Here is a 26,768-nt window from a genome sequence, read left to right on the forward strand (position 1 = left end):
AACACGGAACGCGCAGCAGCCTTGCCAACCTGGCTCGACCACTACAACCTAGACAGAACCCACCTCGGCATCGGAGGCAAAACCCCCATCGACCGAATCAACAACGGTCGAGGTCAGTACAGCTAGCGCGCGCCGACGGTCAGTACTCCGAGGGCCTGGCGAGCACGGCCATCGTGCAGCGCGACACGCAGACGAGCTTGCCGGCGTCGTCGGTGATGCGGATGTCCCAGACCTGCGTCGTGCGTCCGCGGCTGATCGGGCGGGCCTCGCCGTGCACGAAGCCGTCGGCGACCGGTCGCACGTGGTTCGCGTTGATCTCCATGCCCACGCAGTAGAACTTGTCGGCATCGACCGTGAAGCTCGAGGCCCAGCTCGCCAGCGTCTCCGCCAGGAGCACGGATGCCCCGCCGTGCAGCACGCCCCCGGGCTGCCGGGTGCGGCCGTCGACCGGCATCCGCCCCCGCAACGCGTCGTCGGTGACCTCGGTCATCTCGATGCCGAGGGCGCGGATCGCGGTGCCGTCGCAGCGCGAGTTCGCCCACTCCACGGAGGGCTCGCCGAACCAGATGCTCATGCCGTCGAGTCTGGCACGCCGGTCACGCCAGCTCGGCGATGATCGGGTGGATCGCGTCGTCGAACGCGGCGGCGTCCGATCGCAGCGAGTCGGTGACGGCGACCGTCTTCTCGCCGATCCACCAGACGCCGATCGACGCGAGCGGCAGCACCTCGACGTTGAGCTCGAACGAGTGCGCCCGGCGGCCCACCTCGCGCTCGTGCTCGGCGATCGTGCCCGCGTAGGCCCGGTAGGAGTCGCCGCGCCTGGCCTTGGACGCCGTGCGGTACGAGGACTGCGACCACTCCGCCCAGCCGCGGGCGGCCTCGGCGTGCGGCACGATGGCAGCGGCGAGCACCTCGGCACCCGAGACGGGGAGCGCGACCTCGGTCTCGTACGCGTCGACGAGTTCGAGCGGCACCGGCGACGGATGCGTCTCGGGCTCGACCGTCATCGCCCACCAGTCGCGCCACTGGCGCTCGAGCTGGTCCTGCTGGTCGATCGGCAGCCCGGACCCGATCTTGCCGACGTCCCGGATGCGCGGCAGCTCGACGGGGGAGGCGATGCCGAGGACGGCACGGAGGTACAACGCGAGCAGCACCGGCCGACTCGCGTTCTCTCGGATCACCCACGAGGGTGTGCCTCCCGGCTGCATGGTGCGAATTCTACTCGCCCATCCCGCGTGCGGCCCGGAGGAACGCGCGGTCCCGGCGTCCGGCGCGCCGCGTGGCGGGTACCCTTGACGGGTGAGCGCGAACTCGTCCTACGCCGCTGCCGGAGTCGACACCGCAGCAGGCGACCTCGCCGTCGAACTCATGAAGGCCTCCGTGGCCGCGACGCACGGTCCCAACGTGCTCGGCGGCGTCGGCGGCTTCGCGGGGCTCTTCGACCTCTCGTTCGCGAAGGCGTACGACCGGCCGCTGCTCGCGACCTCGACCGACGGCGTCGGCACGAAGATCGCGATCGCGCAGGCACTCGACAAGCACGACACCATCGGCCAGGACCTCGTGGGCATGGTCGTCGACGATATCGTCGTCGTCGGTGCCACGCCGCTGTTCATGACCGACTACATCGCGTGCGGCAAGGTCGTGCCCGACCGCATCGCCGCGATCGTCACGGGCATCGCCCGGGCATGCGCCGAGACGGGCACCGCCCTCGTCGGCGGCGAGACGGCCGAGCACCCCGGCCTCATGGGGGTCGACGACTACGACGTGGCGGGTGCGGCCGTCGGCGTGGTCGAGGCCGACCGCCTCCTCGGCGCCGACCGCGTGCAGCAGGGCGACGTCGTGCTCGCGATCGCCTCCAGCGGCCTCCACTCCAACGGCTTCTCGCTGGTGCGGCACATCCTGGCGAACGCCGGACTGACCTACACGGATGCCGCGCCCGACCTCGGCGCCACGTGGGGCGAGGCCCTCCTCGAGCCCACCCGCCTGTACTCGGGACCGCTCGTGACGCTCCAGGCCGACGAGCGCCTCGGCGGCGCCGTCCACTCGCTCTCGCACGTCACGGGCGGCGGCATCGCGGCGAATCTCGCTCGCGTCCTCCCGCTCGGCTCATGGGTCGAGGTCGATCGCTCCACCTGGTCCCCCGCACCCGTGTTCCGGTCGCTGAGCGGGCTCGCAGGGTCGACGCTCGAGAGCTCCGAGGGAACCTGGAACCTCGGCATCGGCTTCTTCGCCGTCGTCGCCGCAGACGCGGCGGCCGACGTGGTCACCGCGCTCGACGGGCTCGGGCTGCCCGCCTGGCAGGTCGGCGAGGTCGCCATCGGCACCCGCGACCTCGCCGGATTCGAGCAGGGGGCGAAGGGCGTCGACGGCGGCGCGGTGCGCCTCGTCGGGTCCTACGCGGCCTGATCGGATCCCGGCCATGTCGCAGGCGGTCTCCCTCGGGCTCATGGGCTCGACCCCGGCCGACGTCATCCGTGCGCTCGCACCGCGCCTGGAGCGGCTGGGCTTCGACGCCCTCTGGCTGAACGACGTGCCCGGCGGCGATTCGCTCGCCGGACTCCGCGTCGCGGCCGAGGCCACCGCGACGCTGCGCCTCGCGACCGGGGTCATCCCCGTCGACCGACGGCCTGCCGACTCGCTCGACCTCGACGGCCTCCCGGCCGAGCGCACGACCATCGGCATCGGCTCCGGCGGGGCGGCCCGGCCGCTCGGGCTGGTCCGCGACGCGGTGCACCGCCTGCGCGAGCGAACGTCCGCGTCGGTGGTCGTCGGTGCGCTGGGCCCGCGCATGCGGCGCCTGGCCGCCGAGGAGTCCGACGGGGTCCTGCTCAACTGGCTCACGCCGGATGCCGCGGCCGAGGCCATGCGCGACCTGACGGCCGATTCGGCCGCAGCGGGCCGGCACGACGTGCGCGGGATCCTCTATGTTCGAACCATCGTCGAGGCCGCCGCGCGGCCGAACCTCGTCGTCGAGGCGGCGAAGTACGACTCGTTCCCGTCGTACGCCGCGAACTTCGAGCGCCTCGGCTTCGCGGCGATCGACGCCACGATCGACGGGGCCGAGGGGCTCGCCGCCTACCTCCGCGCACCCGACGAGGGAAGCTCCGTCGACGAGATCGTCCTGCGCGCCATCACGCCGAGCGGTTCCTCGACCGAACTCGAGGCGTTCGCGGAGCGCGCAGCATCTTGGATTCAGGCGGCGCGCTCATGAGGGACCGGCATCCGGCATCCGGGATCGCGTGAGACTGCTGCGACCGATGCCATCGCTGCACCCGACGGTGCGCCGTTCAGGAGTTCGTGCTGATTACGCGCGTTCGTGCTGTTCGTGCGGTTCTTCGTCCGCCACGTAGCTGTCGTCTTCGTCGTCGGCGTATTCCGCCCACTTCGCAGCCTCTTCGGTGTAATCGTCATGGTTCGAACTCGTGAGTTCGCGCTCAAGCGCCGTGTAGTCGGTGTTCGGACTGAAGTACTTCAGCTCCCGAGCGACCTTGGTGTGCTTGGCTTTCTGACGGCCGCGCCCCATGCGTGACCCCCTTACGACGTCTGGCCGGATGGAATGATCTTCACCCGGCGCTTCTGGATATGAGTTTTGTCCGGCGGCCAGTTTAGCACCGCGCACACCTTGCCGATGCTGTGCTCCACAGGTGTCGCGCGCCATGCATCGTTGGGCGCGCGCACAGCCGGACGTGGTTCGATGGGAGCGTGATGTCGAGCCCTGAACGCGTGAAGATCGTGGTGATCGGCGCAGGTCAGGCAGGACTCTCCGTCGCGTACTACCTGCGCCGGTTCGAACTCGTCGCCGGTGAGGACTTCGTCATGCTCGATCGCGCCCCGGGCCCCGGCGGCGCGTGGCAGCACCGTTGGTCCTCGCTCCGGCTCGGATCAGCGCACCGGGTCAACGACCTGCCCGGCATGGCCGACCTCGGCCTGAGCTTCGACACGGCCGACCGGTCGCTGCCGGCCCGCGAGGTCGTCGCCGACTACTACGGGCGCTTCGAGCAGCACTTCGGCCTCGACGTCCGGCGGCCCATGGACGTCCGCTCGGTGACGAACGAGGGCGCCGACCTCCTGGTCCGCTACGACGACCTCAGCCCGCAGCCCATCGAGGAGCAGCAGGCCCGTGGGTTCTTCGGACGCCGGCGCAAATCGTTCCAGGAGCCCGAGCCGACGGCGCCGAGACATGAGCTCGCGGCGCAGTTCCTGGTGAACGCCACGGGAACCTGGGGTTCGCCGTTCGTTCCCTATTACCCGGGCATGGCCGACTTCCAGGGTCGGCACGTGCACACCTCCGACTTCGCCGACGCCGAGGACTTCCGCGACAAGCACGTGGTCGTGGTCGGCGGCGGCACGTCCGCCATCGGGTTCATGCTCGAGCTCGAGGGCGTCGCCGCCGGGCTGACCTGGGTCTCCCGCCGGCCGATCGACTGGCTCGATCGTCAGGAGCTCGACCTCGAGGGTGCCTCGGCGGCCGTCGCGATCCAGGACGAGGCCGCCCGCTCCGGGCGCGCGCTGCCCTCGATCGTCAGCGGCACGGGCGTGCCCAAGAGCCGCCGCATCGCCGCGGGCATCGAACGGGGCCTGCTCGTCGCACGGCCGATGTTCGATCGCATCGCGGCCGACCGCGTCATCTGGGACGGCGACGGCGACGCCCCCGCGGGCGAGGTCCGGGCCGATGCCATCATCTGGGCCACCGGGTTCCGCCCCGAGCTGCGCCACCTCTCGCCGCTCCGCCTCCGCGAGAAGGCCGGCGGGGTGACGGTGGGTCAGGGCGCGTCGTGGAACGACCCGCGCATCTTCCTCGCAGGCTACGGCCCGCAGGCCTCCACGATCGGCGCGAGCCGGGCCGGCCGCATGATCGCCCGCCAGATCATGGCGATGATCTGACCCAGCTGCCCGCGGCATCCGCTCGGGGCATCCGCTCGCAGGGCCGTGCGCGACCGCGTGCCTACGGCTTGCGCTGCTTCGCGGACGCCGTTCCGGCATCGGCCGGGCGGCGGGGCACGGGACGCACGGGCTCGCCTCGACGGTCCTGACCGGGCAGTGGCCGCGACCGGCGCCCGTAGAGCATGTCGGAGGAGTCGAGCAGCCACGGCACGAGCGAGATCGTCACGCCGTGCACGAGGAGCAGCTTCTGGCTGATGCGCCTCGCCTTGTGGTTGTGGAGCACGCCCTCCCACCAGTGCCCGACGATGAACTGCGGCATGTAGACCGTGACGACCTCGGGGCCGTGCTCCTCGCGCCGCGACTTGATGTACTGGATCAGCGGGTGGCTGAGGTCGCGATACGGCGACGACAGGATGCGCAGCTTCACGTGCACGTTCTGCTTGACCCAGTCCTTCTTGAGCTGCTTCGTCGCCTCGTCGTCGATGGAGACGTGCACCGCCTCGAGGGAGTCGTGCCTGGCGGCGATCGCGTAGTCGAGGGCCTTCAGCGTCGGCTTCTGCATGCGCCCGACGAGCACGATGGCGTGATCGCCCGCGGAACCGAAGGTCGTGGTCGGGTCGACCTCGATCTCCTTCTCGACGTCGCGGTAGTACCGGTTCACGCCGACCATGAGGATGAACAGGATCGGCATCATCACGAACACGATCCAGGCGCCGTGCGTGAACTTCGTGACGGTGACGACGATGAGCACGACGGCGGTCATGCCGGCGCCGATGGCGTTGATCACGAGCGCCCGCAGCATCGCCGACCGTGACAGCGCGCGGTCGTCCTGCGGTGCGCGGCGCGCGGTCGAGGTGGATACCGGATGCCGGTTCTTGGAGAGCTCGCGCAGCCAGTGCCGCACCATGCCGGTCTGCCCGAGCGTGAAGGAGACGAACACGCCGATGATGTAGAGCTGGATGAGCACCGTGAGGTTCGCCTGGAACACCACGAGGATCACTGATGCCGCGAGCGCGAGGATCAGCACGCCGTTGGAGTAGATCAGCCGGTCGCCGCGCGTCGAGAGCGCCTTGGGCGCATACCCGTCGCGCGCGAGCACGGACCCGAGCAGCGGGAACCCGTTGAAGGCGGTGTTGGCCGCCAGCAGCAGCACGAGCGCCGTGGTCGCCTGGATGAGGTAGAAGAACACGCTGCCCTCGCCGAAGGTCGCCCCGGCGACCTGCGCCATGAGGCTCTGCTGCGGTTCGGTGGCGCACTCGGCCCAGCCGATGAGGTGGCATGGGTCCTCGGCGTAGTGCACCTGCGAGATGAGCGCGACCGCGGTCAGGCCGGCGAAGAGGATGATGGCGATGCCGCCCATGAGCACGAGCGTGCGCTGGGCGTTGCGCACCTTGGGGCGGCGGAAGGCGGGCACGCCGTTCGCGATGGCCTCCACGCCCGTGAGGGCGGAGCATCCGCTCGCGAAGGAGCGCAGGAGCAGCAGGATGACGCCCGCCTGCGTCAACGACTCGGCGTCGACCTGGAACTGGGCGGACTCGGCGACCGGGGGATCGCCCAGCACGGTGCGGGTGAGTCCGACGACGATCATGACGAAGACGCTGCCGATGAACAGGTAGGTCGGGATCGCGAACGCCTTCGACGATTCGCTGACGCCCCGGAGGTTGACCGCGGCGAGGATGATGACGAAGACCACGGCGAGCTCGACGCGGAACGGATCGAGTTCGGGGATCGCCGAGATGATGTTGTCCACGCCCGACGCGACCGACACGACCACGGTCATCACGTAGTCGACGAGCAGCGCGGATGCCACGACCACGCCGGCCTTCTCGCCGAGGTTGCGGTGCGCGACCTCGTAGTCGCCGCCGCCGGAAGGATAGGCGCGGATGAGCTGGCGGTACGACGCGACCACCGTCACGAGCAGGACGACGACGGCCACGGCCACCCACGGCGCGAAGCTCAGGAACGCGAGCCCGCCGACCGTGAGGATCATGAGCAGCTCCTGCGGCGCGTACGCCACGGAGCTCAGGGGGTCGCTCGCGAAGATCGGGAGCGCGAGGTGCTTCGGAAGGAGCTGCCCCTCGAGCTTCTCGGTCGGCAGCGGGTCGCCGATGATCCAGTGCTTCGGCGATTTCAGTTCTGGTGGCGGTGAATCCGCCTCATTTGTCACGGCGGACGACACTACTCCTGCCACGCGCCGTGTCAAGTCACCTGAGCAGGAGGTACATCCCGCCTGCGGTCGCCGCACCGAGTACGAGCGTGACGAGGACGTTCAGGACGGCGGCGCGCCAGCGTCCGCCGCCCAGCAGCTCGATCGTCTCGACACTCCAGGTGCTGAACGTGGTCAGGCCGCCGCAGAATCCCGTGACGAGGATCAGCTGCACGTCGTGGCCGATCGCCGCTCGCTCGGCCAGGCCGAGGAGTGCGCCGGCGAGTGCCGAGCCGATGACGTTCACCACGAGGATGCCGACCGGCAGGCGGCCGGGGCGGACCGGGAGCGCCCTGGACAGCGCGAAACGGATGACGGCACCGACCGCGCCGGCCACGAGCACGGCGATCACGACGGCCGGGGTCGTCTCCGCGGTCACAGCGTCTGCCCCGCGTCGGTGACCGTCGTCGGCATCGGACGATGGGCGAGTCGCGATCCCAGCCGTAGGCCGGCGGCCGCGAGGGCGAGGCCGCCGACGACGGAGACCGTCAGGTAGAGCGCGGCGAGCCACCAGGCGCCGTCGCTCGACAGCAGCACGAGCGAGGCCATCACGGCGGACATCGTGGTGAACGACCCGAGCAGGCCCGCCCCGAAGCCGGCCCGGAGCCATGACGGCGTGCCCGGCCGTGCCCAGAGCCCGCCGACGAGCCAGCCGAGCACCAGTGCTCCGACGAGGTTGACGATGAGGGTGCTGACCGGGAACCCGGTCTCGGCGTGCGGCAGGAAGAGGTCGACCGCGAGGCGCAGCCCGGTGCCGACGAGGCCGCCGAGGGCGACGGCGAGGTAGGTGCGCACGACTCGAGGCTACGCCGGGGCGGCCGAGAGGTCGTGGACCCAGTCGTTCGTGTGCAGCACGCGCCCCGGCGTGACCTCGAACTCAACGGGACCGAGCAGCGTGAACCCGGCCTTGCGGCAGACGGCGTTCGACGCGGGATTGTCAACACGGGGGTAGGCGTGCACCGGCCGCACGTCACCGCGCGCTCGAACGGCGGCGAACATGGCCAGCACGGCCGCGGGCGCGATGCCGAGGCCGCGGTACTCGGCCTCGACGGACCAGCCGGACTCGAAGGCCGGCTCGTCGCCGTGGGCCAGTTCCCAGTAGCCGACGATGCCCACGCCCTCGGGGTGGCCTGGGATCACGATCCGGAACTGGAAGCCCGTGCCCTCGCGCCAGAGGCGCTGGTACTTCTCGTGGCGGGCGATGACCTGCTCGTCGGTCTCGGGGCCGCCCATCTGGTCCATCAGCTCGGGCGTGTTCGCGCGGCGCAGGAGGTCGAGGTCGTCGGCTGACCAGGGGACGAGCGTGACGTCTGCCATGCCGTCATCAAAGCACTTCCCTGCGACATCGACGAGGCCGGCCGGGAACCGGGCGGATGCCCGGGCCGGCCGGCCCTCGGGTCGTCCGACTCGTCAGCGGTCGGCGAAGGTCGCGAGCACGTCGGTGCGCACCTGCTCGAGCCGCGCCTTCAGCAGGGTGACGGCCTCGGGGCGGATCCGGTCGCGGTGGGTTCGCAGGTCGGTGCGCAGCTGCTGGCGGAATGCGGCGACCGCGAGGTCGGCGTCCTGCAGCGCCCGTTCGGCGTCGATGCGCCCGCGATCGGCCGACCCGGTGGTCCCGGTGGCGCTCGTGGTCGAGGCCGCGCTCGCCGAGGTGTCGGTTGCTGCGCGCTTCGCCTCGCGTGCCGCGCTCGCGAGCTCGGCACGGAGGGATCGCATCGCCTCGTTGACCTCGGCCCGCACCCCGTCGGCGAGACGGCGCACGGAGTCGGTGACCTCGTTCTCGATGTCGTCGAGCTCGTGCCGGCGCGATTCGAGTTCGGCCCGGCCGGCGTCGGTGATCTCGTAGACCGTCTTGCGGCCGTCGGTCGACTTCGTGACCAGTCCCTCCTCCTCGAGCTTGGACAGGCGCGGATAGATGGTGCCGGCGCTCGGCGTGTAGGTGCCGCCGAAGCGCTCGCTGAGCGCCTGGATCAGCTCGTAGCCGTGGCGGGACTGCTCCTCGAGGAGCGCGAGCAGGTAGAGGCGCAGGCTCCCGTGGGCGAAGACCGGCGGAGTCATGCGGCGCTCGTGTCGGTCGCGCCGGTGCCATCCGTGGTCCCGGAGGCATCGGTCGGAGTGGTGTCGGTCGTGCGGGTGGCGCCGGCTGCGCCGGAGGCATCCGCACCGCTGCGCTCGCGGGTCATGACCGAGATCGATCCAGAGACGCTGTTGGCACCGAGGTCGAGCCATTCGCCGGCGAGCTCGCCGGTGATGCGCTCGAATCCCTTGCCGAGCACGCCCTTGATGCGGGTGTCGTCCAGCAGCACGGTGCCGCCGACGGTGTTGATGCGGAACCGCGCTCCCGAGCCTGCGTCGTAGCGCACGGTGAGCGCGCCCGAGACGGTGTTGGTGTCGATCGAGCCGGGGGTGCCCTTCGCATCGACGATGAGGTCGCCGGCGACGGTGTCCGCCTTGAAGCGGCGGATGTCGCCGGTCGCGATGACGTCGCCCGAGACGGAGTGCGCATCGATCGCGCCCATGTGGTTGCCGACCGAGATCTCGCCCGAGACGCTGGACACCTCGACGTCGCCCTCGTGGTTGTCGATGACGAGGCTGCCCGAGACCGTGCTGAGCTTGGCGTCGGTCGTGAAGCCCGAGACGAGGGCGTCGCCCGACACCATGCCGAGCTTCATCGCGACGTGTCGCGGCGCGAGGATCGACACCTCGGCCTTGGCCGACCCGGCCCAGCCCTTGAAGACGTCGATGAAGTTGTCCCAGCCCAACTGGGGGTGGTCGATCTCGAGCACGTCGCCGTCGATCGAGACCTTGAGGTCCTTGCCGGTCACGCCGGAGACCTCGATGCGGGCGCCGGGCTCGTCGTGCGCGATGACGTCGACCTTTCCGCCGATCAGGCTGACCTTGAGGCGTCGCACGAGTTCGAGGTCGATGACGCGGGACTCTCCGGGGTTGATGACCCACTTCTCGAGGCTCATGGGGTGCTCCTTCTCTTCTGCGGGTCGGCGACGGAGGCGTCGCCGGGGAAGTTCACGATCGCGATATATCGCGTCTGTTGCATCTCACGATATATCGCGTTTGGCCGATTCGCAAGCCGCCGCGGATGCCGCCCGCTTGACCTTGACGTAACGTCAACCTCTACCGTGGCATCCGTGGGGCAGAACGTCCCGGCGAACGAGAGGAGACATCGTGGACTGGTCGATCCAGGAGATCGCGAAGCTCGCGGGCACCACCAGCCGAACGCTGCGTCACTACGACGACATCGGGCTGCTGGCGCCGGCGCGCATCGGGTCCAACGGCTACCGCCACTACGACGCCGACGCGCTCGTGCGCCTGCAGCGCATCCTGCTGCTGCGCGACCTCGGGCTCGGGCTGCCGGCGATCGCCGACGTGCTCGAGCGGGAGGACCGGGCGCCCCACGCCCTGCGCGGCCACCTCGAGTGGCTGCGCCGGGAGCAGGAACGGCTGACGCGGCAGATCGCGTCGGTCGAGCAGACCATCGAATCACTGGAAGGAGGTGAACGACTCATGGCAGAGCAGATGTTCGACGGGTTCGACCACACCGAGTACAAGGAGGAGGTCGAGCAGCGCTGGGGTCGGGACGCGTACGCGAGGTCCGACGCCTGGTGGCGCTCGATGAGCGCCGAGGAGAAGGCCGCATGGCAGGAGCGCCTCGCGCGGCTCAGCGGCGACTGGATCGACGCGCACGAGCGGGGCATCGACCCCGCCGGCGACGAGGCGCAGGCGCTCGCGCAGCGCCACTTCGAGTGGTTGCGCAGCATCCCCGGCACGCCCGGCGGCGGCGCGAACGGTCCGACGCGGGAGTACTTCCTCGGCCTGGCCGAGATGTACGTCGCGGACGACCGCTTCGGTGCCAACTACGGCGGCGCCGAGGGTGCCCGGTTCGTACGAGATGCGATGACGGCGTACGCCGAGCGCAACCTGGCGTGAATGACGAGGCCCCGACCGCATCGCGGTCGGGGCCTCGTCGGGTGCGGCGGGTCGACGGGTGTCCCGACGCGTCGACCCGCCGGGCTCAGGTGGTGCTGGCGATGGGCTCGCGCTCGCCGGAGGCGCCGACATCCGTCGTCTCGAGCGGGGCTCGCCTGATCGCGAACATGGGGATCGCGTACCCGCAGAGCGGGCCGATCAGGAGGGCGAACGCGACGGTGCCGATGCCGACGTCGCCGCCGAGCAGCCATCCCGCGCCGAGCACGACGACCTCGATGCTTGTGCGCACGATCCAGATGCGCCAGCCGGTGCGCCGGTGCAGCCCGGTCATGAGGCCGTCGCGCGGGCCGGGGCCGAACTGGGCGCCGATGTACAGGCCCGTGGCCAGGGCTAGGAGCAGGATCCCGGCCGGCAGGAGCAGGATGCGCGCCCAGAGGTCGAGGCCCGACGGGATCAGCCAGTGCCCGAGGTCGGCCGCAGGGCCGACGAGGAGGGCGTTCATGATCGTGCCGAAGCCCGGCTTCTGGCGGATCGGGATCCAGAGCAGCAGCACGAAGGCACTGGTGATGACCGTCACGAGCCCGAAGTTCAGGCCCGTCTGCTTCGAGATGCCCTGGGTCAGCACGTCCCACGGGGCCACGCCGAGTTCCGCACGCACGATGAGCGCGATGGCGATGCCGTAGAGCAGCAGTCCGACGTAGAGCTGCACGAGGCGCCGTGCGAGGATCGGCGCGGGATCGCGGAAGGACGGCAGGCGGTTGAGCATGACCCAATCCAATTCCATGATTGGACTTCCCGCATACAGCCAATTCTCCTAAGGTGGCCTCATGGTCGATCGATCCCTCAGCGCCCGATCCCTCGAGGTCCTCCTCGGCGACTGGCGCGGCACCGGCAGCGCGTACGAGGCGCTCGCGGACCGCATCCGCCTGCTCATCGTCGACGGACGCATCCCCGTGGAGACGCGGCTGCCGGCCGAACGAGACCTCGCCGATCGGCTGGGCCTCAGCCGCACGACCGTCGCGGCCGCGTACCGCCGCCTCCGCGAGGTCGACCACCTGCACAGCGTCCGCGGCTCCGGCAGCGTTGCGCGCCTGCCGGGTGCTCCCGCGATGCTGCCGATGCCGCTCGAGTCGGCCTACCTCGACTTCTCCAAGGCCGCGCCCTCCGCGCTGCCGTGGTTGCCCGATCTCGCCAGGCGGGCTGCCGAGGACCTGCCGTCGTACCTGGGTGACGCCGGCTATGACGCGATCGGCGTCCCGGTCCTGCGGCAGGCCATCGCCGACCGCTACACCGCCCGCGGGCTGCCGACCTCGCCCGACCAGGTGATGGTCACGATCGGCGCGCAGCATGCGATCGCTCTGGTCTCCCGGGCGCTCATCGCGCGCGGCGACCGGGCCGTGATCGAGGCTCCCACCTATCCGCACGCGTACGAGGCGCTCCGAGGCGCCGGCGCCAGGCTCGTCGGTTCACCGGTCGTCCCGCATGCGTCCGGCGAGGCGGGAATCGACGCCGACCGTGAAGAGGCGGCCGGGCTCATGCAGGCGATCCGCCATGCGAACCCCGTCGTCGCCTACCTCATGCCCGACTTCCAAAACCCCACGGGGCGCACGATGAGCCGGGAGTCGCGGGCCCGGGTCCTCGACGCAGCGGCCAGGCAGGGCACGGTCGTCATCGCCGACGAGACCATCGCCGATCTCGACATCGACCGCCCCGAGGAGTTCCCGCCGATGGCCGCCGACGGGCCGGCCGTGCTCATCGGCAGTGTCGGCAAGACGGTGTGGGGCGGCCTCCGGGTCGGCTGGATCCGCGCCGATCGCCCGCTCATCCGTCGCCTGCTCGCGGTCCGCTCGCCGGGCGACCTCGGCACCCCGATCCTCGAGCAGTTGCTCGTGGCCCGGGCGCTGGAGGGCTTCGACGACGTGCTCCGGCTGCGCCGCGAGCAGCTGCGCGCCGGCCGCGACCTGCTCGAGCGGCGCATCGCGGAACTGCTGCCCGAATGGGAGGTGCCGCACGTGGACGGCGGCATCGTGACCTGGGTCGGCCTCGGCGCCCCGGCCAGCTCGCAGCTCGCGCTCGCCGCACGGCGCGAGGGCCTCATCGTCACGGCCGGGCCGCGGTTCGGCATCGACGGAGCGTTCGAGCGGTTCCTCCGCCTGCCCATCTGCCAGACCCCGGAGGCGACGGATGCCGCGGTGCGCGCGCTCGCGCGAGCCTGGCGTTCGCTCGCGGGTGCGCCGCTCCGCGAGCCCGAGCCCGAACTGCTGGCGTCGGTCGTCTGACGGCATGCCGAAGCGGCGGGCCGGGCTGGATCGCCCGGACCGCCGCTTCGCCGTTGTTCAGCGGTGCAGGACGAACCGCCGCATCCCGACCAGCACGAGTCCGAGCGCGAGCAGCAACCCGGCAAGCGGGAGCAGGCTCGTCTCCGCACCGGTCGAGGCCAGCGCGCCCTCGTCACCTGCCGCCATGACGCTCGTCACGGAGCCGGCGGCGACAGCGGTGCCGCCGTCGGAGCCCGGAGCACCGGGAGTGCCGGGAGCACCGGGGGAGCCGGGCGTGCCAGGAGTGCCGGGCGTGCCAGGGGTGCCGGGCGTGCCGGGGTCACCGGGGTCGCCGGGGTCGCCCGGGTCACCGGGGTCGCCCGGGTCGCCCGGGTCACCAGGGTCACCGGGGTCGCCGGGGACGACGACGGTGGTGGGGCCCTCCGTCACGCTGTCGCCGATGACCGAGACGGCGTTGCCGCCGATCGTGATGGGCAGGGACAGGCCCGGAATGAGCTGTGCTCCCCCGAGCAGCCCATCCGATCCATCCGTGATCGCGGAACCGCCCCCGGTTCCCGGAACGACGACCGTCTCGGCGTCGGTCGACTGGCTGTCGCCGATGACCGAGATGGCGTTGCCGCCGACGGTCACGGGGATGGCGGCGTCGATGATCGCCTGGGTGCCGCCGAGGAGCGAGTCATCGCCGCTCGTGGTGGCGCCGTCTCCGGAGCCGGAGCCGGAGCCGGTGCCGGTTCCGGGGGTGACGGCGGTCTCGGCGTCGGTCGACTGGCTGTCGCCGATGACGGAGATGGCGTTGCCGCCAACGGTCACGGGGATCGCGGCGTCGATGATCGCATGGGTGCCGCCGAGGAGCGAGTCATCGCCGCTCGTGGTGGCGCCGTCTCCGGAGCCGGAGCCGGAGCCGGTGCCGGTTCCGGGGGTGACGGCGGTCTCGGCGTCGGTCGACTGGCTGTCGCCGATGACGGAGATGGCGTTGCCGCCGACGGTCACCGGGACCGCGACTCCGACGATGCCCTGGAGCCCGCCCAGGATCCCGTCGTCACCGGAGGTCGAGGCGCTGCCCTCGCCGCCGGATGCCGCGGACTCGACGGTGCTCGATGCATCCGTCGACTCGCTGTCGCCGACGACCGAGACGGCGTTGCCGCTCACCGTCACGGGGACCGCGACATCGACGAGGCCCTGGAGCCCGCCGAGCAGCGAGTCGTCGCCGCTCGTGGTCGCGGGCTGAGGCGCCGGAGCGGGTGCAGGAGCAGGCGCCGGAGCGGGTGCCGGCGCCGGTGCGACCTCGGTCGCGGCATCCGTCGACTCGCTGTCGCCGACGACCGAGACGGCGTTGCCGCCCACGGTCACCGGGATCGCGACGTCGATGACGCCCTGGAGCCCGCCGAGCAGCGAGTCGTCGCCGCTCGTGGTGGCTGCCGGCTCCGCCTCGGCGGCCGGTGCGACCTCGGTCGCGGCATCCGTCGACGACGAGTCGCCGATGACCGAGATGCCGTTGCCCGAGACCGTCACCGGCAACTCGATCGAGACGAGGGCCTGCGTGCCCGAGAGGATGCCGTCGTCGCCGCTCGTGTCCGATGCGTGCGCGACGCCGGCCCCGAGGAGCGTGAGCCCCCCGGTGGCGAGGGTCGCATAGAGCGCCCTCGTGGCGAACCGCTTGAGGTTCATGATGTCTCCTGACTGGAATGAGTTGGGTGCTCCGCAGGGCGGAGCGATGACCGTGTCCGCCGTCGCCGAGGCGTGCCGAATGAACGGCCCGCGGGCGGGCGGAACGGTCCCCGTCAGTCAGGGGTGGTGTCGGTCTCGTGGATCGGCGACGACGGCAGCGCGTCGTCGACGGAGGAGAGCGCGAGGGACGCCGTGGCGTCGAGTCGAAGTGCGGAGTCGCCGGTGTCGGATCCGAGGGCGGCCGAACCGCCGGCCGGACCTGCTCCGGAGCCCGAACCACCGGAACCGCCGGGTGCACCGGGCGCGCCGACCGGGCCGCCGGTTCCGCCGCCGGACGGTGCCAGGGCCTGCAACCCGGATTCGGTGGATGCGTCGGCGTCGACCGTGCCGGCCGGCGGCGCATGCGAGAGCAGGGCGGGGCCGCTGGACGCGGCCGCACGGGTCGAACGTTCGGTCACGGCCGGGGACGGCGCAGGCGCCTGCGCGACCGGCGCAGCCGGCACGGCCGGGGTGACCGACGGATGCGCGGGGATACCCGGAACGAGCGGCGGCACCTCGGTGGTGGGCGGGGTCTCGCCGTCGACACCGGGAAGCAGCGGAACGCCGGGAAGGGTCGGGAGGACGCCGTCGGGCAGGGACCCGGTGGAACCGACGACCTGGCCGAGCGTGTCGTCGACTGCCCCGGTCACGGGGGTGACGATGCCGCTGACGGCCCGGTCGCCGAGCACGCCCTTCACGAGCGAGCCGACGATCGGAGTGGATTCGACCACGTCGTCGACCGTGCCGACCACGGGGTCGACGACCGCGCCGACGGTGCCGCCGGCCGCGACATCCGTCACGGCTCCGGTGGTCTCCTCGACGATCTCGACGACCGCGGTATCGGTCGCGTCGACGACCTCGCCGACGGTGTCGGTGGTGGTCTCCACGACCTCGGGAACGATCTCGACGATCTCGGCGACCGGTTCCGGCGCCTGTTCGACCACGGGGTCGAGGACGGCGTTCACGGGAGTGGTGACCGCGTCGAGCACGGTGTCGAGGGTGTCGCCGACCGAGCCGGTCGTCTCAGACACCCCTCCGAGGATGGATCCGACGCCGCCGAGCAGGCCGCCGCGCTCCTCGCCGTCGTCGGCCGAGGCGCTCTGGCCGCCGGTCATGAGCGTCAGGGCGAGCCATCCGGCCGAGAGGCCGACGCCGAGCAGGGCGTACCGAACGCCCGTTCGGCGTGCAACCTTCGTCGTCGAGGTCACCGGATCACCCCCATACCCTCGGCACGATACCGCCCGTCCGCCGCACGAGGCTAGTCCCCGGGCGGAGATTCCCGGAGAAGGGTGTCCGGTTCACAGGCATCCGTGACCGAATCCGACCCCTCCGCCTGCGAGGATTGAGCCCATGTACCTGCTCGCTGCCCTCAGCATGAAGAACCGTGCGCTGATCGCGCTCGTCACCGTCGTCGTGGCGATCTTCGGCGGGATCTCGCTGACCTCGCTGAAGCAGGAGCTGGCACCGTCCATCTCCTTCCCGCAGTTGAGCATCGTCACCTCGTACCCGGGCGCGTCGCCCGACGTCGTGAACACCGACGTCTCGACGCCGATCGAGACCGCGATCCAGGGCATCACGGGCCTCGAGGACACGTCCACCACGAGCTCCACCGGGTTCTCCCGCGTGACCGCGAGCTTCACGTACGGCACCGACCTCGCGTTCGCCGAGCAGAAGCTGCTCTCCTCGGTCAACCGCATCCAGAGCCAGCTGCCCGAGGACGTCGACCCCCAGGTGTTCGCGCTGAGCCTCGACGACTTCCCGGTGCTGCAGGTCGCGGTGACCGGCGCCGACGACCCGGCGACCCTCTCCGACGAGATCACCCGGACGACCCTCGGCGAGATCAAGGACGTCGACGGCGTGCGCGACGCGACGCTCGTGGGCGATGTCGGCCAGCGCGTGACGATCACGCCCGACGCCGTGAAGCTGGCCGGCTACGGCCTCTCCTCGCAGGCCATCGGCGACGCGCTGGCGCAGAACGGCGTGCTCATCCCCGCCGGCTCCATCACCGAGGGCGACAAGACCTACTCGGTGCAGACGGGCGAGCGCCTCGAGAGCGTCGACGAACTGTCCGCCCTCCCGGTGCTGGGGGCCACCGAGCAGCGGCCCGCCCCGGATGCCGCGGGCGCCACGGATGTCCCGGCCGAAGGACTGCCCACGGGCACCGCCATCCCCGGGGCGGTCGCGGCGCCCACCGCGGTGAGCGTGCCCGTCGCGATCACCATCGGCGACGTGGCATCCGTCGAGGTCACCGAGAACCCCGTCACGAGCATCTCGCGCGTGAACGGCGAACCCGCCCTGACGATCCAGGTCACCAAGCTGCCGGCGGCGAACACGGTCGAGGTCTCGAACGCGGTCTCGGCACTGCTGCCCGACCTGCAGGCCTCGCTCGACTCGACGAACCCCGGCGCCGAGTTCACCGTGGTCTTCGACCAGGCGCCCTACATCCAGCAGTCGATCGAGTCGCTCGCGACCGAGGGCCTGCTCGGCCTCGCCTTCGCGGTCATCATCATCCTGCTGTTCCTCATGTCCGTGCGCGCGACCCTCGTCACGGCCATCTCGATCCCCACCTCGGTGCTGATCACGTTCATCGGCCTGCAGGCCACGGGGTACACGCTCAACATCCTGACCCTCGGCGCGCTCACGATCGCCATCGGTCGCGTGGTCGACGACTCCATCGTCGTCATCGAGAACATCAAGCGGCACCTCGTCGAGGGAACCGACAAGGCGTCCACCATCGTCCGCGCCGTCCGCGAGGTGGCCGGCGCGATCACGGCCTCGACCATCACCACGGTCGCGGTGTTCCTCCCGATCGCGCTGGTCGAGGGCGTCACGGGCGAGCTGTTCCGCCCGTTCTCGCTGACCGTGACCATCGCGTTGCTCGCATCGCTGCTCGTCTCGCTCACGATCGTGCCGGTGCTCGCGTACTGGTTCCTCAAGCCGGCCAAGGTGCACGCGCACTCGGGTGACCACGAGCCCGGATCGGATGCCGCGGCCGCGGCGTTCGTCGACGAGGCCGGCGCCGGCGCGCCCGACGAGCTCGAGCACCCGTCGCGCCTGCAGCGCGGGTACCTGCCGATCATCGCGTGGACCCTCAAGCACAGCGTCGTCACGATCATGGTCGCCGTGCTCGTGCTCGGCGGCACGATCGCGATGGTGCCGCTCATGAAGACGAACTTCCTCGGATCCTCCGGGCAGAACACCTTCCAGGTCACGCAGGAGCTGCCGGTCGGGTCGAGCCTGGAGGCGATGGACGAGGCGTCCGAGCCGGTCGAGGAGGCCATCATCGGCACCGAGGGCGTCGAGACCGTCCAGACCTCCATCGGATCCAGCGGCCAGGACCTCTCCGCGATCTTCGGCAACGGCGGGGCCACGGTCACCTACTCGATCACGACCGATGAGGACGCCGACCAGGAGGCGCTGCAGGCCGAGGTCCGCGACGAGCTCGACGGGCTGTCCGACGTCGGCGAGGTCACCCTCACCGCCTCGAGCGGCTTCGGCGCATCGAACGACATCGCGGTGAACATCACGGCCTCCAACGCCGATGACCTCCAGAAGGCGACCGACGCCGTCGTCGAGGAGTTCGAGGGCTTCGACTCGCTCACCCAGGTCGGCTCGAACCTCGGCGAGTCGCGCGAGTACATCGCGATCGAGATCGATCGGGATACGGCGGCCGCGGCCGGTTATTCCGAGGTCGCCCTCGGCGGATACGTGTCGGGCAAGATGTCGCCCCAGACCAAGGGCTCGATCGTGGTCGACGAGCAGACGCTCACGATCTACATCGCCGACGAGAACCCGCCGACGACCGTCGAGGAGCTGCAGGCGCTCGAGATCCCGACGCCCGCCGGACTCGTCCGTCTCGACACGCTCGCGACGGTCGAGACCGTCGATGGCCCGACGTCGGTCACGACGGTGAAGGGACTTCGCAGCGCGACCGTGTCGGCGACGCCGTCGGGCGACGACCTGACGACGGCGAACGCCGACGTGCAGGTGGCCCTCGCCGAGGTCGACCTGCCGGCCGGCACGACCGCGGAGATCGGCGGCGTCTCCGCCGACCAGGCCGAGTCGTTCTCGCAGCTCGGGCTCGCGCTCCTGGCCGCGATCCTCATCGTCTACATCGTCATGGTCGCGACCTTCCGCTCGCTCCTCCAGCCGCTGCTGCTGCTCGTGTCGGTGCCCTTCGCGGCCACGGGAGCGATCGCGCTGCAGGTCATCACGGGCGTGCCGCTCGGCGTGCCGTCGCTCATCGGCGTGCTCATGCTCGTCGGCATCGTGGTGACGAACGCGATCGTGCTCGTCGACCTCGTGAACCAGTACCGCGATCGCGGCATGAACGTCAGGGACGCACTGGTGCACGGTTCCTCTCGTCGTCTGCGGCCGATCCTCATGACCGCGCTCGCGACCATCTTCGCCCTCGTGCCGATGGCGCTCGGCGTCACCGGGCACGGCGGCTTCATCTCGCAGCCCCTGGCGATCGTCGTCATCGGCGGACTCCTGTCCTCGACGGTGCTCACCCTCGTGGTGCTGCCGGTGCTCTACAACCTCGTCGAGGGCGGACGCGAGCGTCGTGCGGCCAAGCGCGCGGCGCGCGCGCACGGTGGCGATCCCGTCGTCGAGTCGCCCGCTCCGGCGCTCGTCGGCGCGGAGCCGGCCGCGGCGGAGCGTGCGTCAGGTGCGCCGGCACCCGAGGCGGCACCGGCGGCAACGCCCGAGCCGACGCCCGGAACGGTCGACGGGACCGCGACGTCATCCCCCGCCGAGACGGCGCCCGAGGCCCCGTCCGCGCCCGAGACCCCGACCGGGCCCGAGACCCCGACCGACCGCGACGCCGATCCTGATCAGGGCACGCCGAGGGCCTGACCCGCGGCATCCGACGATGAAGGGGGCTGTGCGCGAGCGTCGCGCACAGCCCCCTTCCCGTTCGTCGTGTCAGGCCTCGTCGTCGACCGGCGCCTCGAACTGCGCGTTGTAGAGGCGGTAGTAGGCCCCCTTCGCGGCGAGCAGCGCGGTGTGCGAACCCTGCTCGACGATCGAGCCGTCCTCCATGACGAGGATGACGTCGGCGTCGCGGATCGTCGAGAGCCGGTGCGCGATCACGAAGCTCGTGCGGTCGGCGCGCAGCGCCGCCATCGCCTTCTGGACGAGCACCTCCGTGCGGGTGTCGACCGAGCTCGTCGCCTCGTCGAGGATCAGCACGCTCGGTCGCGCCAGGAAGGCTCGCGCGATCGTGATGAGCTGCTTCTCTCCGGCCGAGAGGTTGCCGGCCTCGTCGTCGAGCACGGTGTCGTACCCGTCGGGCAGCGCATGCACGAACCGGTCGACGTAGGCGGCGACGGCCGCGGCGAGGATCTCCTCCTCCGTGGCATCCGGACGCCCGTAGGCGATGTTCTCCCTGATCGTGCCGCCGAAGAGCCACGTGTCCTGGAGCACCATGCCCGTGCGCGAGCGCAGGTCGTCGCGCGTCATGTCGGCGATGTCGACGCCGTTGAACGTGATGCGCCCGGAGTCGACGTCGTAGAACCGCATGATGAGGTTCACGAGGGTCGTCTTGCCTGCGCCGGTCGGTCCGACGATCGCGACCGTCGAACCGGGCTCGGCGACGAGGTTCATGTGCTCGATCAGCGGCTTGTCGGGCGAGTAGCTGAACGAGACTTCCTCGAACGCCAGTCGAGCTCCGGTCTCGCCGCCCTCCGCCACGGATGCCGGTGAGTCGGCCTCCTCGGGATCGGGCTCCTGCTCGTCGGCGTCGAGCAGCTCGAAGATGCGCTCGGCGCTCGCAACCCCCGACTGCAGGAGGTTCGCCATCGAGCCGAGCTGGCTCAGGGGCTGGGTGAACTGGCGGGAGTACTGGATGAACGCCTGCACGTCGCCGAGGCGCATGGTCCCGGCGGCGACCATCAGGCCGCCGACGACGGCGATCGCCACGTAGACGAGGTTCCCGACGAACATCATCGCGGGCATGATGATGCCCGAGACGAACTGGGCGCCGAAGCTGGCGGTGTAGAGCTCGTCGTTCTTGGCGTCGAACGCCTCGTCGACCTCCTTCTGCCGGCCGAACACCTTCACCAGCGAGTGACCGGTGAAGGTCTCCTCGATGCGCGCGTTCAGGGCGCCCGTGTGCTTCCACTGCGCGGCGAACATCTTCTGGGAGCGCTTCGCGATGACCACCGTGATGATCGCCGACAGCGGGATCGTGACGAGCGCGACCAGGGCGAGCAGCGGCGAGATGGTGAACATCATCACCAGCACGCCGATCACGGTGAGGAGCGAGGTGAGCATCTGGCTCATGGTCTGCTGCAGGCTCTGCGAGACGTTGTCCATGTCGTTGGTGACCCGCGAGAGCACCTCGCCGCGCTGCATCCCGTCGAAGTACTTGAGCGGGAGCCGGTTGATCTTGTCCTCGACATCCGCTCGGAGTCGGTAGACCGTGCGCTGGATCGCGCCGTTCAGCACCCAGCCCTGCAGCCACATGAAGAGCGACGCGAGCAGGTAGAGCACGAGCACGCCCACGAGCACCATGCCGAGCGCCTGGAAGTCGATGCCGGCGCCCACGCTGAAGTCGTTCATGGCCGAGACGATGTTGGCGATGTCGTCCTGGCCCCCAGCACGCAGCAGTTCGACGGCCTCCGCCTGGCTGGTGCCCGCGGGGAGTTGCTGGCCGAGGGCCGAGGAGACGACGCCCTCGAAGATGATGTTCGTGCCCTCGCCGAGGAGCTTCGGACCGAGCACGGTGAACACCACGCCGATGATCGCCAGGACGGTGACGGTGATGACGGGCCATGCCTCGGGCCGCAGGCGCCCGATGAGGCGCTTCGCGGACGGGCCGAAGTTCATGGCCTTCTGCACGGGCGCCTGCGCGCCGCCGCCGCCGAACGGTCCGCCTCGACGGGGTTGCGGGGCGGACGGCGCGGGCGCCGCCTCCGCCTCCGAGGCGATCTCCGCCTGCGTCGCCGCGCTGATCGAGCCGGTGTCGGCCTGTGCATCGTTGCGCTGCTCGGTGGTCATGCTGCGGCCTCCTCGGCGCTGAGCTGGCTGGAGACGATCTCCTCGTAGGTGGGTGAGGTGACAAGCAGCTGCTCGTGCGTGCCTCGTGCGACGATCTCGCCGTGCTCGAGCACGAGGATCTGGTCGGCGTCGACGATGCTCGACACGCGCTGGGCGACCACGAACATCGAGGCCTCGCCGATGTCGGCGCGAAGGGCGCGACGCAGGCGGCCGTCGGTCGCGACGTCGAGCGCCGAGAAGGAGTCGTCGAAGACGTAGATCTCCGGTCGCTTGACGAGTGCCCTCGCGATCGCGAGGCGCTGCCGCTGGCCGCCCGAGACGTTGGTGCCGCCCTGGGCGACGGTCGCCTCGAGCCCGCCGGGCATCGCGGCGACGAAGTCACGGGCCTGGGCGACCTCCAGCGCGTGCCAGAGCTCGTCGTCCGTGGCATCCGGCTTGCCGTAGCGGAGATTGGAGGCGACGGTGCCCGAGAAGAGGTACGGCTTCTGCGGCACGAGGCCGATGCGCTCCCAGAGCGCGTCGGGCTCGAGGTCGCGCACGTCGACGCCATCGATGCGGACGCTGCCCTCCGTCGCGTCGAAGAGTCGCGGGAGCAGGTTGACCAGGGTCGTCTTGCCCGCGCCGGTGCTGCCGATGACGGCCGTGGTGGTGCCCGGCTCGGTGAGGAAGGTGAGGTTGCGCAGCACCGGGGCCTCGGCACCGGGGTACGCGAAGCTCACGTCGTCGAACTCGATCGCCCCGTGCAGCGACACGTCGGTGATCGGCTGCAGCGGCGGCACCACGCTCGACTCGGTGTCGAGCACCTCGCCGATCCGGTCCGCGCTCACGGAGGCGCGGGGGATCATCACCGCCATGAAGGTCGCCATCATCACCGCCATCAGGATCTGCATCAGGTACTGCAGGAACGCCATGAGCGTTCCGACCTGCATGCTCCCGTCCTCGACGCGGAACGCCCCGAACCAGAGCACGGCGACGCTCGAGACGTTCAGCACGGCCATCACGACGGGGAACATGAGGGCCATGAGCCGGCCGGCCCGCGTCGCGACATCCGTGATCTCCGCGTTCGCCGCGCCGAACCGCTGCCGTTCGACGGGCTCCCGCACGAACGCCCGGATGACGCGGATGCCGGTCAGCTGCTCCCGGAGCACGAGGTTCACGCGGTCGATCTTCTTCTGCATGACGCGGAACAGCGGGACCATGCGGCTCACGATCAGGCCGACCGCGATGAGCAGCACGGGCACGCTGACCGCGATGAGCCACGACAGCTCGAGATCCTGCTGCATCGCCAGGATCACGCCACCGATCGCGAGGATCGGGGCCGACACGAGCATCGTCGAGGTCATCAGCACGAGCATCTGCACCTGCTGCACGTCGTTCGTCGTGCGCGTGATCAGCGACGGTGCACCGAACTTCGAGACCTCGCGCTCCGAGAACGCGCCGACCTTCCGGAAGACGCCCCGGCGCAGGTCGCGACCGACCGCCATGGCGAGCCGGGCGCCGAAGTACACGGCCGTGATCGAGCATGCGACCTGCGCGAGCGTGATGAGCAGCATCCAGCCGCCGGTGGTGAGGATGTAGGCGGTGTCGCCGGTGGCGACGCCGTTGTCGATGATGTCGGCGTTCAACGTCGGCAGGTACAGCGACGCCATCGACTGCGCTAACTGGAAGACGACGACACCCGTGATCAGCCACCAGTACGGCTTCACGTAGCGCTTCAACAGGGTCAGGAGCATGCGATCGGCTTTCTATGAGGCGGCGGTCGGTTCGGCGGTTGCCGGTGAGGTCGAGGTCAGGGCGCCGGATGCCTCGCGGCCGTCGACCGGCGCCGAGAACCCGTGCAGCAGGAGATCGCTGATCTCCTCGGCGGGCACGATGTCGCCGCCGGTGATGAGGGGATGCGTCATGGAGAACGTCGCGTAGCGGATGAACTGCGCAGCCCGCCTCGGCGGCACGGAGAGCCGGGCGCGATGCGGCAGCAGGGCATCGGTGATCGCCTGGATCACGGGCTCGTTGTCGGGCGGCCGGCGCTTCGCGTTCTCGGGGGTCCGTTCGTGGAAGCCGAGGATCGCCACGAGCGCGAAGATCTGCTCGGTGCGGTGCTGGGTGAGCTCGACGATGGTGCGGATCATGCCGGCGAGGTCGCTCGTGGGCGGGATCGCCGCGATCGCGTCGACCATCGACGTCGCCTCGATGTGCCGGTGGATCGCGGCGTGGATGATCTCGTCCTTGTCATCGAACACCGAGTAGAGGGTGCCCTCCGCGACCCCGGCGGCCTTGGCGAGTTGGCTGCTCGTCACGTCGCGGCCGTACTGCACGAGCAACGGGATGGCGGCGTCCATGATGGTGGCGCGTCGCTCGTCGCGGCTCATGGGTTTCGCCCGCCGTGGCTTCTCGGTCATGCGGGGAGCATAACTGAATGAGCGCTCACTCAGAAGCTTGCGAGCCGGTCAGCGGCAGAATTTCGCTGCGGGCGGATGTCGCGGCGAAGCGCACCGCGACCGGTCTCGGCACAGCCGAAGCGTCCCCTCAACCGAGCGAGGCGGCCTTCGCGAGCAGCGCCGCGCGCTCCCGCTCGTTACCCGTGAGCCGTGCCGCGACGGCGAGTTGGCCCTTGGCCTCCTCGACCCGCCCGAGCCGAGCCAGGAGTTCGCCGCGCACCGCGGGCAGCCCCGCATACCCGGCGAGCGTGCCCGCGCGCTCGAGCTCGTCGAGGATGCGCAACGCACTCGCCGGACCGGTCGACATCGCGACGGCGACGGCGCGATTCAGCTCGACCACCGGCGACGGCGCGATGCGACCGAGCGCCTCGTAGAGCAGGGCGATGCGGCCCCAGTCGGTGTCCTCCGCCCGCGCGGCGACGGCATGGCATTCGGCGATCGCGGCCTGCAGGCCGTACGAGGCGCGCCCGCGGCCGATGCGGTCGGCGTGCGCGAGGGCCGCCCGCCCGCGCTCGATCTGGGCGCGATCCCATCTCGCCCGCTCCTGCCGGTCGAGGGGGATCGGCGTCTCGTCCGGTCCGACGCGGGCGGCGAAGCGCGACGCGTGGAACTCCATCAGCGCCACGAGCGCATGCGCCTCGGGCTCCCGCGGCATGAGGGCGGCGACGACGCGGGCGAGGCGGAGGGCCTCGCCCGCGACATCCGGCCGCACCCAGTGCTCGCCGGAGGCCGGCAGGTACCCCTCGTTGAAGACGAGGTACAGCACCGAGAGCACGGAGCCCAGTCGAGCGGCGTAGTCCTGCGGCTCGGGGACCTCGAACGGGACCGCCGCCGCCGTCAGCGTCTTCTTCGCCCGGACGATGCGCTGCTGCACCGTGGCCACCGGCACGAGGAAGGCCCGCGCGATCTCCTCGGTCGTGAGGCCGCCGACCACCCGGAGCGTCAGCGCCACCTGCGCCTCGCGGGACAGCACGAGGTGGCAGGACACGAAGACGAGCCGCAGCACGTCGTCGTCGATCGTGTCGGGGTCCCAGCCCTGGTCGGATGCCGCGTCGCCACGCTGCTCGAGGTCGTGGGCGATCGCGGCGTAGCGCTCGTCGAGGCGCTCGCGGCGGCGCCACGTGTCGATCGCGCGACGCTTGGCGACGGTCGTGAGCCAGGCACCGGGGTTCCGGGGTACGCCCTCGACCGGCCATTGCCGCAGTGCCTCGAGCACCGCCTCCTGCGCGAGGTCCTCGGCCTGCTCGACGTCACCCGCGGCGAACCGGGCGAGCGTCGCGACGATGCGGGCGGACTCGATGCGCCAGACCGCGTCGACGGCGCGACGGGCCCGGGCCTCGGCCTCGGCCCCGTCGACGCCCGTCGCGCCATGCGCCTGCTCGTTCACGATCGACCGTGCCGCGCGATGCGCTCAGGCACGCGCCCGGCCGCCCGTCAGGAGCCGGACGGGCTCGAGAGCCCGGACTCGGCGGCAGCGGCGGCTTCGGCGTCCGCGCGCCAGCCCGCCTCCTTCTGGATCCACTCGTTGTCCTGCGGGAAGTCCTCGAGTTCGTTGACCCGGCGCACCTCGAGGCGCGCCCCCGGGCCGAGCGGGCAGCGCCTGGCCCACTCCGCGGCCTCCTCCTTGCTGGAGACGCCGATGATCCAGAAGCCGTTGAAGAGCTCCTTCGCCTCGGCGTAGGGGCCGTCGGTGACGACCGGCGGCGTGGAGTCGAAGTCGACGACGAAGCCCTCCTTGGCATCGGCGAGACCCTCGCCCGCGAGCAGGACGCCGGCCTTGATCATCGACTCGTTGTAGGCGCCCATCGCGGCGATGACCTCGGTGAAGTCGAGCTCCTCGTAGTTGGCGATGCCCTCGTCGTTGGCCCGCATGATCAGCATGTACTTCATGGTGTTCTCCCTCATCCGTTTGCGGGCCGAGCGCCCGTTCACCCCAGCGTCGAACGGGAGGGGCCCCGGATCGACACGGCGTGGAAACGTTCTCCGGAATCAGTCTGGCCGTGACCGCAGCGCCCTGGCCAGAGCGGATCGCGAACGGATGCCGGCGTCGAGCCAGGCTTCACGGCAGGCCGGTTCCGCCGGCGTGCCGCAGACCACCGGCCCAGACCTGCCGCAGCCGGCGATCACGCCCCTCGGGACCAGAGAGCGGCCGCGCTTGACTGATTGCGACGGTCTTCAGGTCTGGTCTGGGGTTTTGGTGGTGTGGTGTGGTGCGACACGCCCGGGATGTGGGGTTGATTTGTGTGGTGGGGGTGGGGGCTTGTAGATTCATACATGTCGCCGCGGCGGTCAGGAAGAAGCGGAAAG

General features: G+C 70.8%; 24 protein-coding genes and 1 pseudogene. 7 read left to right on the forward strand and 18 right to left on the reverse strand.

The window, feature by feature from the left end; genetic code table 11:
- Positions 1–126 (forward strand): annotated as a pseudogene (locus tag GQQ95_RS19730) (IS481 family transposase); the annotation flags it as partial.
- A 13-nt stretch (positions 127–139) separates the two neighbouring features.
- Here the strand turns inward: GQQ95_RS19730 and GQQ95_RS18870 are convergent.
- Both GQQ95_RS18870 and GQQ95_RS18875 read right to left on the reverse strand, forming a co-directional pair.
- A complete protein-coding gene (locus GQQ95_RS18870) occupies positions 140–574 on the reverse strand; it encodes a PaaI family thioesterase (protein ID WP_157429158.1) in 435 nt (144 codons plus the stop codon).
- A gap of 22 nt (positions 575–596) precedes the next feature.
- A complete protein-coding gene (locus GQQ95_RS18875; protein WP_157429159.1) occupies positions 597–1,208 on the reverse strand; it encodes a zinc-binding alcohol dehydrogenase in 612 nt (203 codons plus the stop codon).
- 91 nt (positions 1,209–1,299) lie between these two features.
- Between GQQ95_RS18875 and purM the strand changes: the two genes are divergently transcribed.
- Both purM and GQQ95_RS18885 read left to right on the forward strand, forming a co-directional pair.
- Entirely contained in the window at positions 1,300–2,406 is a 1,107-nt protein-coding gene (gene purM / locus GQQ95_RS18880) for a phosphoribosylformylglycinamidine cyclo-ligase (protein WP_157429160.1), read from the forward strand.
- Positions 2,407–2,419: 13 nt separating this feature from the next.
- Positions 2,420–3,211 (forward strand): LLM class flavin-dependent oxidoreductase, encoded by a 792-nt coding sequence (locus GQQ95_RS18885; RefSeq protein WP_157429161.1) that lies wholly within the window; start codon positions 2,420–2,422, stop codon positions 3,209–3,211.
- Positions 3,212–3,304: 93 nt separating this feature from the next.
- On the opposite strand, the gene GQQ95_RS19845 is transcribed toward GQQ95_RS18885, so the two are convergent.
- Positions 3,305–3,658, reverse strand: a complete 354-nt coding sequence (locus tag GQQ95_RS19845; protein WP_425482592.1) for a DUF3073 domain-containing protein — start codon at positions 3,656–3,658, stop codon at positions 3,305–3,307.
- 47 nt (positions 3,659–3,705) lie between these two features.
- Here GQQ95_RS19845 and GQQ95_RS18895 point away from each other — a divergent pair, with 47 nt between their 5' ends.
- Positions 3,706–4,884, forward strand: a complete 1,179-nt coding sequence (locus GQQ95_RS18895; protein ID WP_157429162.1) for an NAD(P)-binding domain-containing protein — start codon at positions 3,706–3,708, stop codon at positions 4,882–4,884.
- A gap of 61 nt (positions 4,885–4,945) precedes the next feature.
- On the opposite strand, the gene GQQ95_RS18900 is transcribed toward GQQ95_RS18895, so the two are convergent.
- The 6 genes from GQQ95_RS18900 to GQQ95_RS18925 all read right to left on the reverse strand — a co-directional run bounded on the left by GQQ95_RS18900 (position 4,946) and on the right by GQQ95_RS18925 (position 10,062).
- Positions 4,946–7,051, reverse strand: a complete 2,106-nt coding sequence (locus GQQ95_RS18900; protein ID WP_246205818.1) for an APC family permease — start codon at positions 7,049–7,051, stop codon at positions 4,946–4,948.
- Between the two features lie 37 nt (positions 7,052–7,088).
- Complete coding sequence (crcB, locus tag GQQ95_RS18905; RefSeq protein ID WP_157429163.1) at positions 7,089–7,469, reverse strand: fluoride efflux transporter CrcB; 381 nt, start codon at positions 7,467–7,469, stop codon at positions 7,089–7,091.
- Positions 7,466–7,885, reverse strand: a complete 420-nt coding sequence (locus GQQ95_RS18910; RefSeq protein WP_157429164.1) for a fluoride efflux transporter FluC — start codon at positions 7,883–7,885, stop codon at positions 7,466–7,468. Before GQQ95_RS18910 ends, crcB begins: the two co-directional genes overlap by 4 nt.
- 9 nt (positions 7,886–7,894) lie before the next feature.
- A complete protein-coding gene (locus tag GQQ95_RS18915) occupies positions 7,895–8,407 on the reverse strand; it encodes a GNAT family N-acetyltransferase (RefSeq protein ID WP_157429165.1) in 513 nt (170 codons plus the stop codon).
- Positions 8,408–8,500: 93 nt separating this feature from the next.
- Positions 8,501–9,148 carry a PadR family transcriptional regulator gene (locus GQQ95_RS18920; RefSeq protein WP_157429166.1) on the reverse strand — a complete coding sequence of 216 codons (648 nt, stop codon included), beginning with the start codon at positions 9,146–9,148 and terminating at the stop codon, positions 8,501–8,503.
- On the reverse strand, positions 9,145–10,062 hold the full coding sequence (locus GQQ95_RS18925) for a DUF4097 family beta strand repeat-containing protein (RefSeq protein ID WP_246205819.1): 918 nt from the start codon (positions 10,060–10,062) through the stop codon (positions 9,145–9,147). The genes GQQ95_RS18920 and GQQ95_RS18925 overlap by 4 nt, the downstream gene beginning before the upstream one ends.
- A 211-nt stretch (positions 10,063–10,273) precedes the next feature.
- On the opposite strand from GQQ95_RS18925, the gene GQQ95_RS18930 reads away from it, so the two are divergent.
- On the forward strand, positions 10,274–11,035 hold the full coding sequence (locus GQQ95_RS18930) for a MerR family transcriptional regulator (RefSeq protein ID WP_157429167.1): 762 nt from the start codon (positions 10,274–10,276) through the stop codon (positions 11,033–11,035).
- Between the two features lie 85 nt (positions 11,036–11,120).
- Here GQQ95_RS18930 and yczE read toward each other — a convergent pair whose 3' ends face one another.
- Positions 11,121–11,819, reverse strand: coding sequence for a membrane protein YczE (gene yczE / locus GQQ95_RS18935; RefSeq protein WP_246205821.1), 699 nt, complete (start codon positions 11,817–11,819; stop codon positions 11,121–11,123).
- A 43-nt stretch (positions 11,820–11,862) separates the two neighbouring features.
- Here yczE and yczR point away from each other — a divergent pair, with 43 nt between their 5' ends.
- Positions 11,863–13,314 carry a MocR-like transcription factor YczR gene (gene yczR, locus GQQ95_RS18940; protein WP_157429168.1) on the forward strand — a complete coding sequence of 484 codons (1,452 nt, stop codon included), beginning with the start codon at positions 11,863–11,865 and terminating at the stop codon, positions 13,312–13,314.
- Between the two features lie 57 nt (positions 13,315–13,371).
- On the opposite strand, the gene GQQ95_RS19545 is transcribed toward yczR, so the two are convergent.
- Positions 13,372–14,982, reverse strand: a complete 1,611-nt coding sequence (locus GQQ95_RS19545) for a chaplin family protein (RefSeq protein WP_157429169.1) — start codon at positions 14,980–14,982, stop codon at positions 13,372–13,374.
- A 113-nt stretch (positions 14,983–15,095) separates the two neighbouring features.
- Positions 15,096–16,229, reverse strand: a complete 1,134-nt coding sequence (locus GQQ95_RS18950) for a hypothetical protein (protein WP_157429170.1) — start codon at positions 16,227–16,229, stop codon at positions 15,096–15,098.
- A gap of 142 nt (positions 16,230–16,371) precedes the next feature.
- On the opposite strand from GQQ95_RS18950, the gene GQQ95_RS18955 reads away from it, so the two are divergent.
- A complete protein-coding gene (locus GQQ95_RS18955; RefSeq protein WP_157429171.1) occupies positions 16,372–19,878 on the forward strand; it encodes an efflux RND transporter permease subunit in 3,507 nt (1,168 codons plus the stop codon).
- Between the two features lie 69 nt (positions 19,879–19,947).
- On the opposite strand, the gene GQQ95_RS18960 is transcribed toward GQQ95_RS18955, so the two are convergent.
- The 6 genes from GQQ95_RS18960 to GQQ95_RS19550 form a co-directional block, all read right to left on the reverse strand.
- Positions 19,948–22,023, reverse strand: a complete 2,076-nt coding sequence (locus tag GQQ95_RS18960) for an ABC transporter ATP-binding protein (RefSeq protein ID WP_157429172.1) — start codon at positions 22,021–22,023, stop codon at positions 19,948–19,950.
- Entirely contained in the window at positions 22,020–23,756 is a 1,737-nt protein-coding gene (locus GQQ95_RS18965) for an ABC transporter ATP-binding protein (protein ID WP_157429173.1), read from the reverse strand. Before GQQ95_RS18965 ends, GQQ95_RS18960 begins: the two co-directional genes overlap by 4 nt.
- Positions 23,757–23,768: 12 nt before the next feature.
- Complete coding sequence (locus GQQ95_RS18970) at positions 23,769–24,422, reverse strand: TetR/AcrR family transcriptional regulator (protein WP_157429174.1); 654 nt, start codon at positions 24,420–24,422, stop codon at positions 23,769–23,771.
- Between the two features lie 127 nt (positions 24,423–24,549).
- The gene (locus GQQ95_RS18975; RefSeq protein ID WP_246205823.1) at positions 24,550–25,848 is read right to left on the reverse strand and encodes an RNA polymerase sigma factor; all 1,299 of its coding nucleotides are present in this window, start codon (positions 25,846–25,848) and stop codon (positions 24,550–24,552) included.
- A 47-nt stretch (positions 25,849–25,895) separates the two neighbouring features.
- Positions 25,896–26,351, reverse strand: a complete 456-nt coding sequence (locus GQQ95_RS18980; protein ID WP_157429176.1) for a YciI family protein — start codon at positions 26,349–26,351, stop codon at positions 25,896–25,898.
- A gap of 169 nt (positions 26,352–26,520) precedes the next feature.
- A partial coding sequence (locus GQQ95_RS19550; RefSeq protein WP_212275613.1) for a hypothetical protein occupies positions 26,521–26,768 on the reverse strand: 248 nt, incomplete at its 5' end.

Source organism: Agromyces salentinus, assembly GCF_009749395.1.
Taxonomy (GTDB): Bacteria; Actinomycetota; Actinomycetes; order Actinomycetales; family Microbacteriaceae; genus Agromyces; species Agromyces salentinus.

Bases quoted from the DNA above. Each gene is read 5' to 3' on its own strand.
- GQQ95_RS18870 (WP_157429158.1), bottom strand. From the start codon at position 574: ATGAGCATCTGGTTCGGCGAGCCCTCCGTGGAGTGGGCGAACTCGCGC.
- GQQ95_RS18875 (WP_157429159.1), bottom strand. From the start codon at position 1,208: ATGCAGCCGGGAGGCACACCCTCGTGGGTGATCCGAGAGAACGCGAGT.
- GQQ95_RS18885 (WP_157429161.1), top strand. From the start codon at position 2,420: ATGTCGCAGGCGGTCTCCCTCGGGCTCATGGGCTCGACCCCGGCCGAC.
- GQQ95_RS19845 (WP_425482592.1), bottom strand. From the start codon at position 3,658: ATGGCGCGCGACACCTGTGGAGCACAGCATCGGCAAGGTGTGCGCGGT.
- GQQ95_RS18895 (WP_157429162.1), top strand. From the start codon at position 3,706: ATGTCGAGCCCTGAACGCGTGAAGATCGTGGTGATCGGCGCAGGTCAG.
- GQQ95_RS18915 (WP_157429165.1), bottom strand. From the start codon at position 8,407: ATGGCAGACGTCACGCTCGTCCCCTGGTCAGCCGACGACCTCGACCTC.
- GQQ95_RS18920 (WP_157429166.1), bottom strand. From the start codon at position 9,148: ATGACTCCGCCGGTCTTCGCCCACGGGAGCCTGCGCCTCTACCTGCTC.
- GQQ95_RS18925 (WP_246205819.1), bottom strand. From the start codon at position 10,062: ATGAGCCTCGAGAAGTGGGTCATCAACCCCGGAGAGTCCCGCGTCATC.
- yczE (WP_246205821.1), bottom strand. From the start codon at position 11,819: ATGGAATTGGATTGGGTCATGCTCAACCGCCTGCCGTCCTTCCGCGAT.
- yczR (WP_157429168.1), top strand. From the start codon at position 11,863: ATGGTCGATCGATCCCTCAGCGCCCGATCCCTCGAGGTCCTCCTCGGC.
- GQQ95_RS19545 (WP_157429169.1), bottom strand. From the start codon at position 14,982: ATGAACCTCAAGCGGTTCGCCACGAGGGCGCTCTATGCGACCCTCGCC.
- GQQ95_RS18955 (WP_157429171.1), top strand. From the start codon at position 16,372: ATGTACCTGCTCGCTGCCCTCAGCATGAAGAACCGTGCGCTGATCGCG.
- GQQ95_RS18960 (WP_157429172.1), bottom strand. From the start codon at position 22,023: ATGACCACCGAGCAGCGCAACGATGCACAGGCCGACACCGGCTCGATC.
- GQQ95_RS18965 (WP_157429173.1), bottom strand. From the start codon at position 23,756: ATGCTCCTGACCCTGTTGAAGCGCTACGTGAAGCCGTACTGGTGGCTG.
- GQQ95_RS18970 (WP_157429174.1), bottom strand. From the start codon at position 24,422: ATGACCGAGAAGCCACGGCGGGCGAAACCCATGAGCCGCGACGAGCGA.
- GQQ95_RS18980 (WP_157429176.1), bottom strand. From the start codon at position 26,351: ATGAAGTACATGCTGATCATGCGGGCCAACGACGAGGGCATCGCCAAC.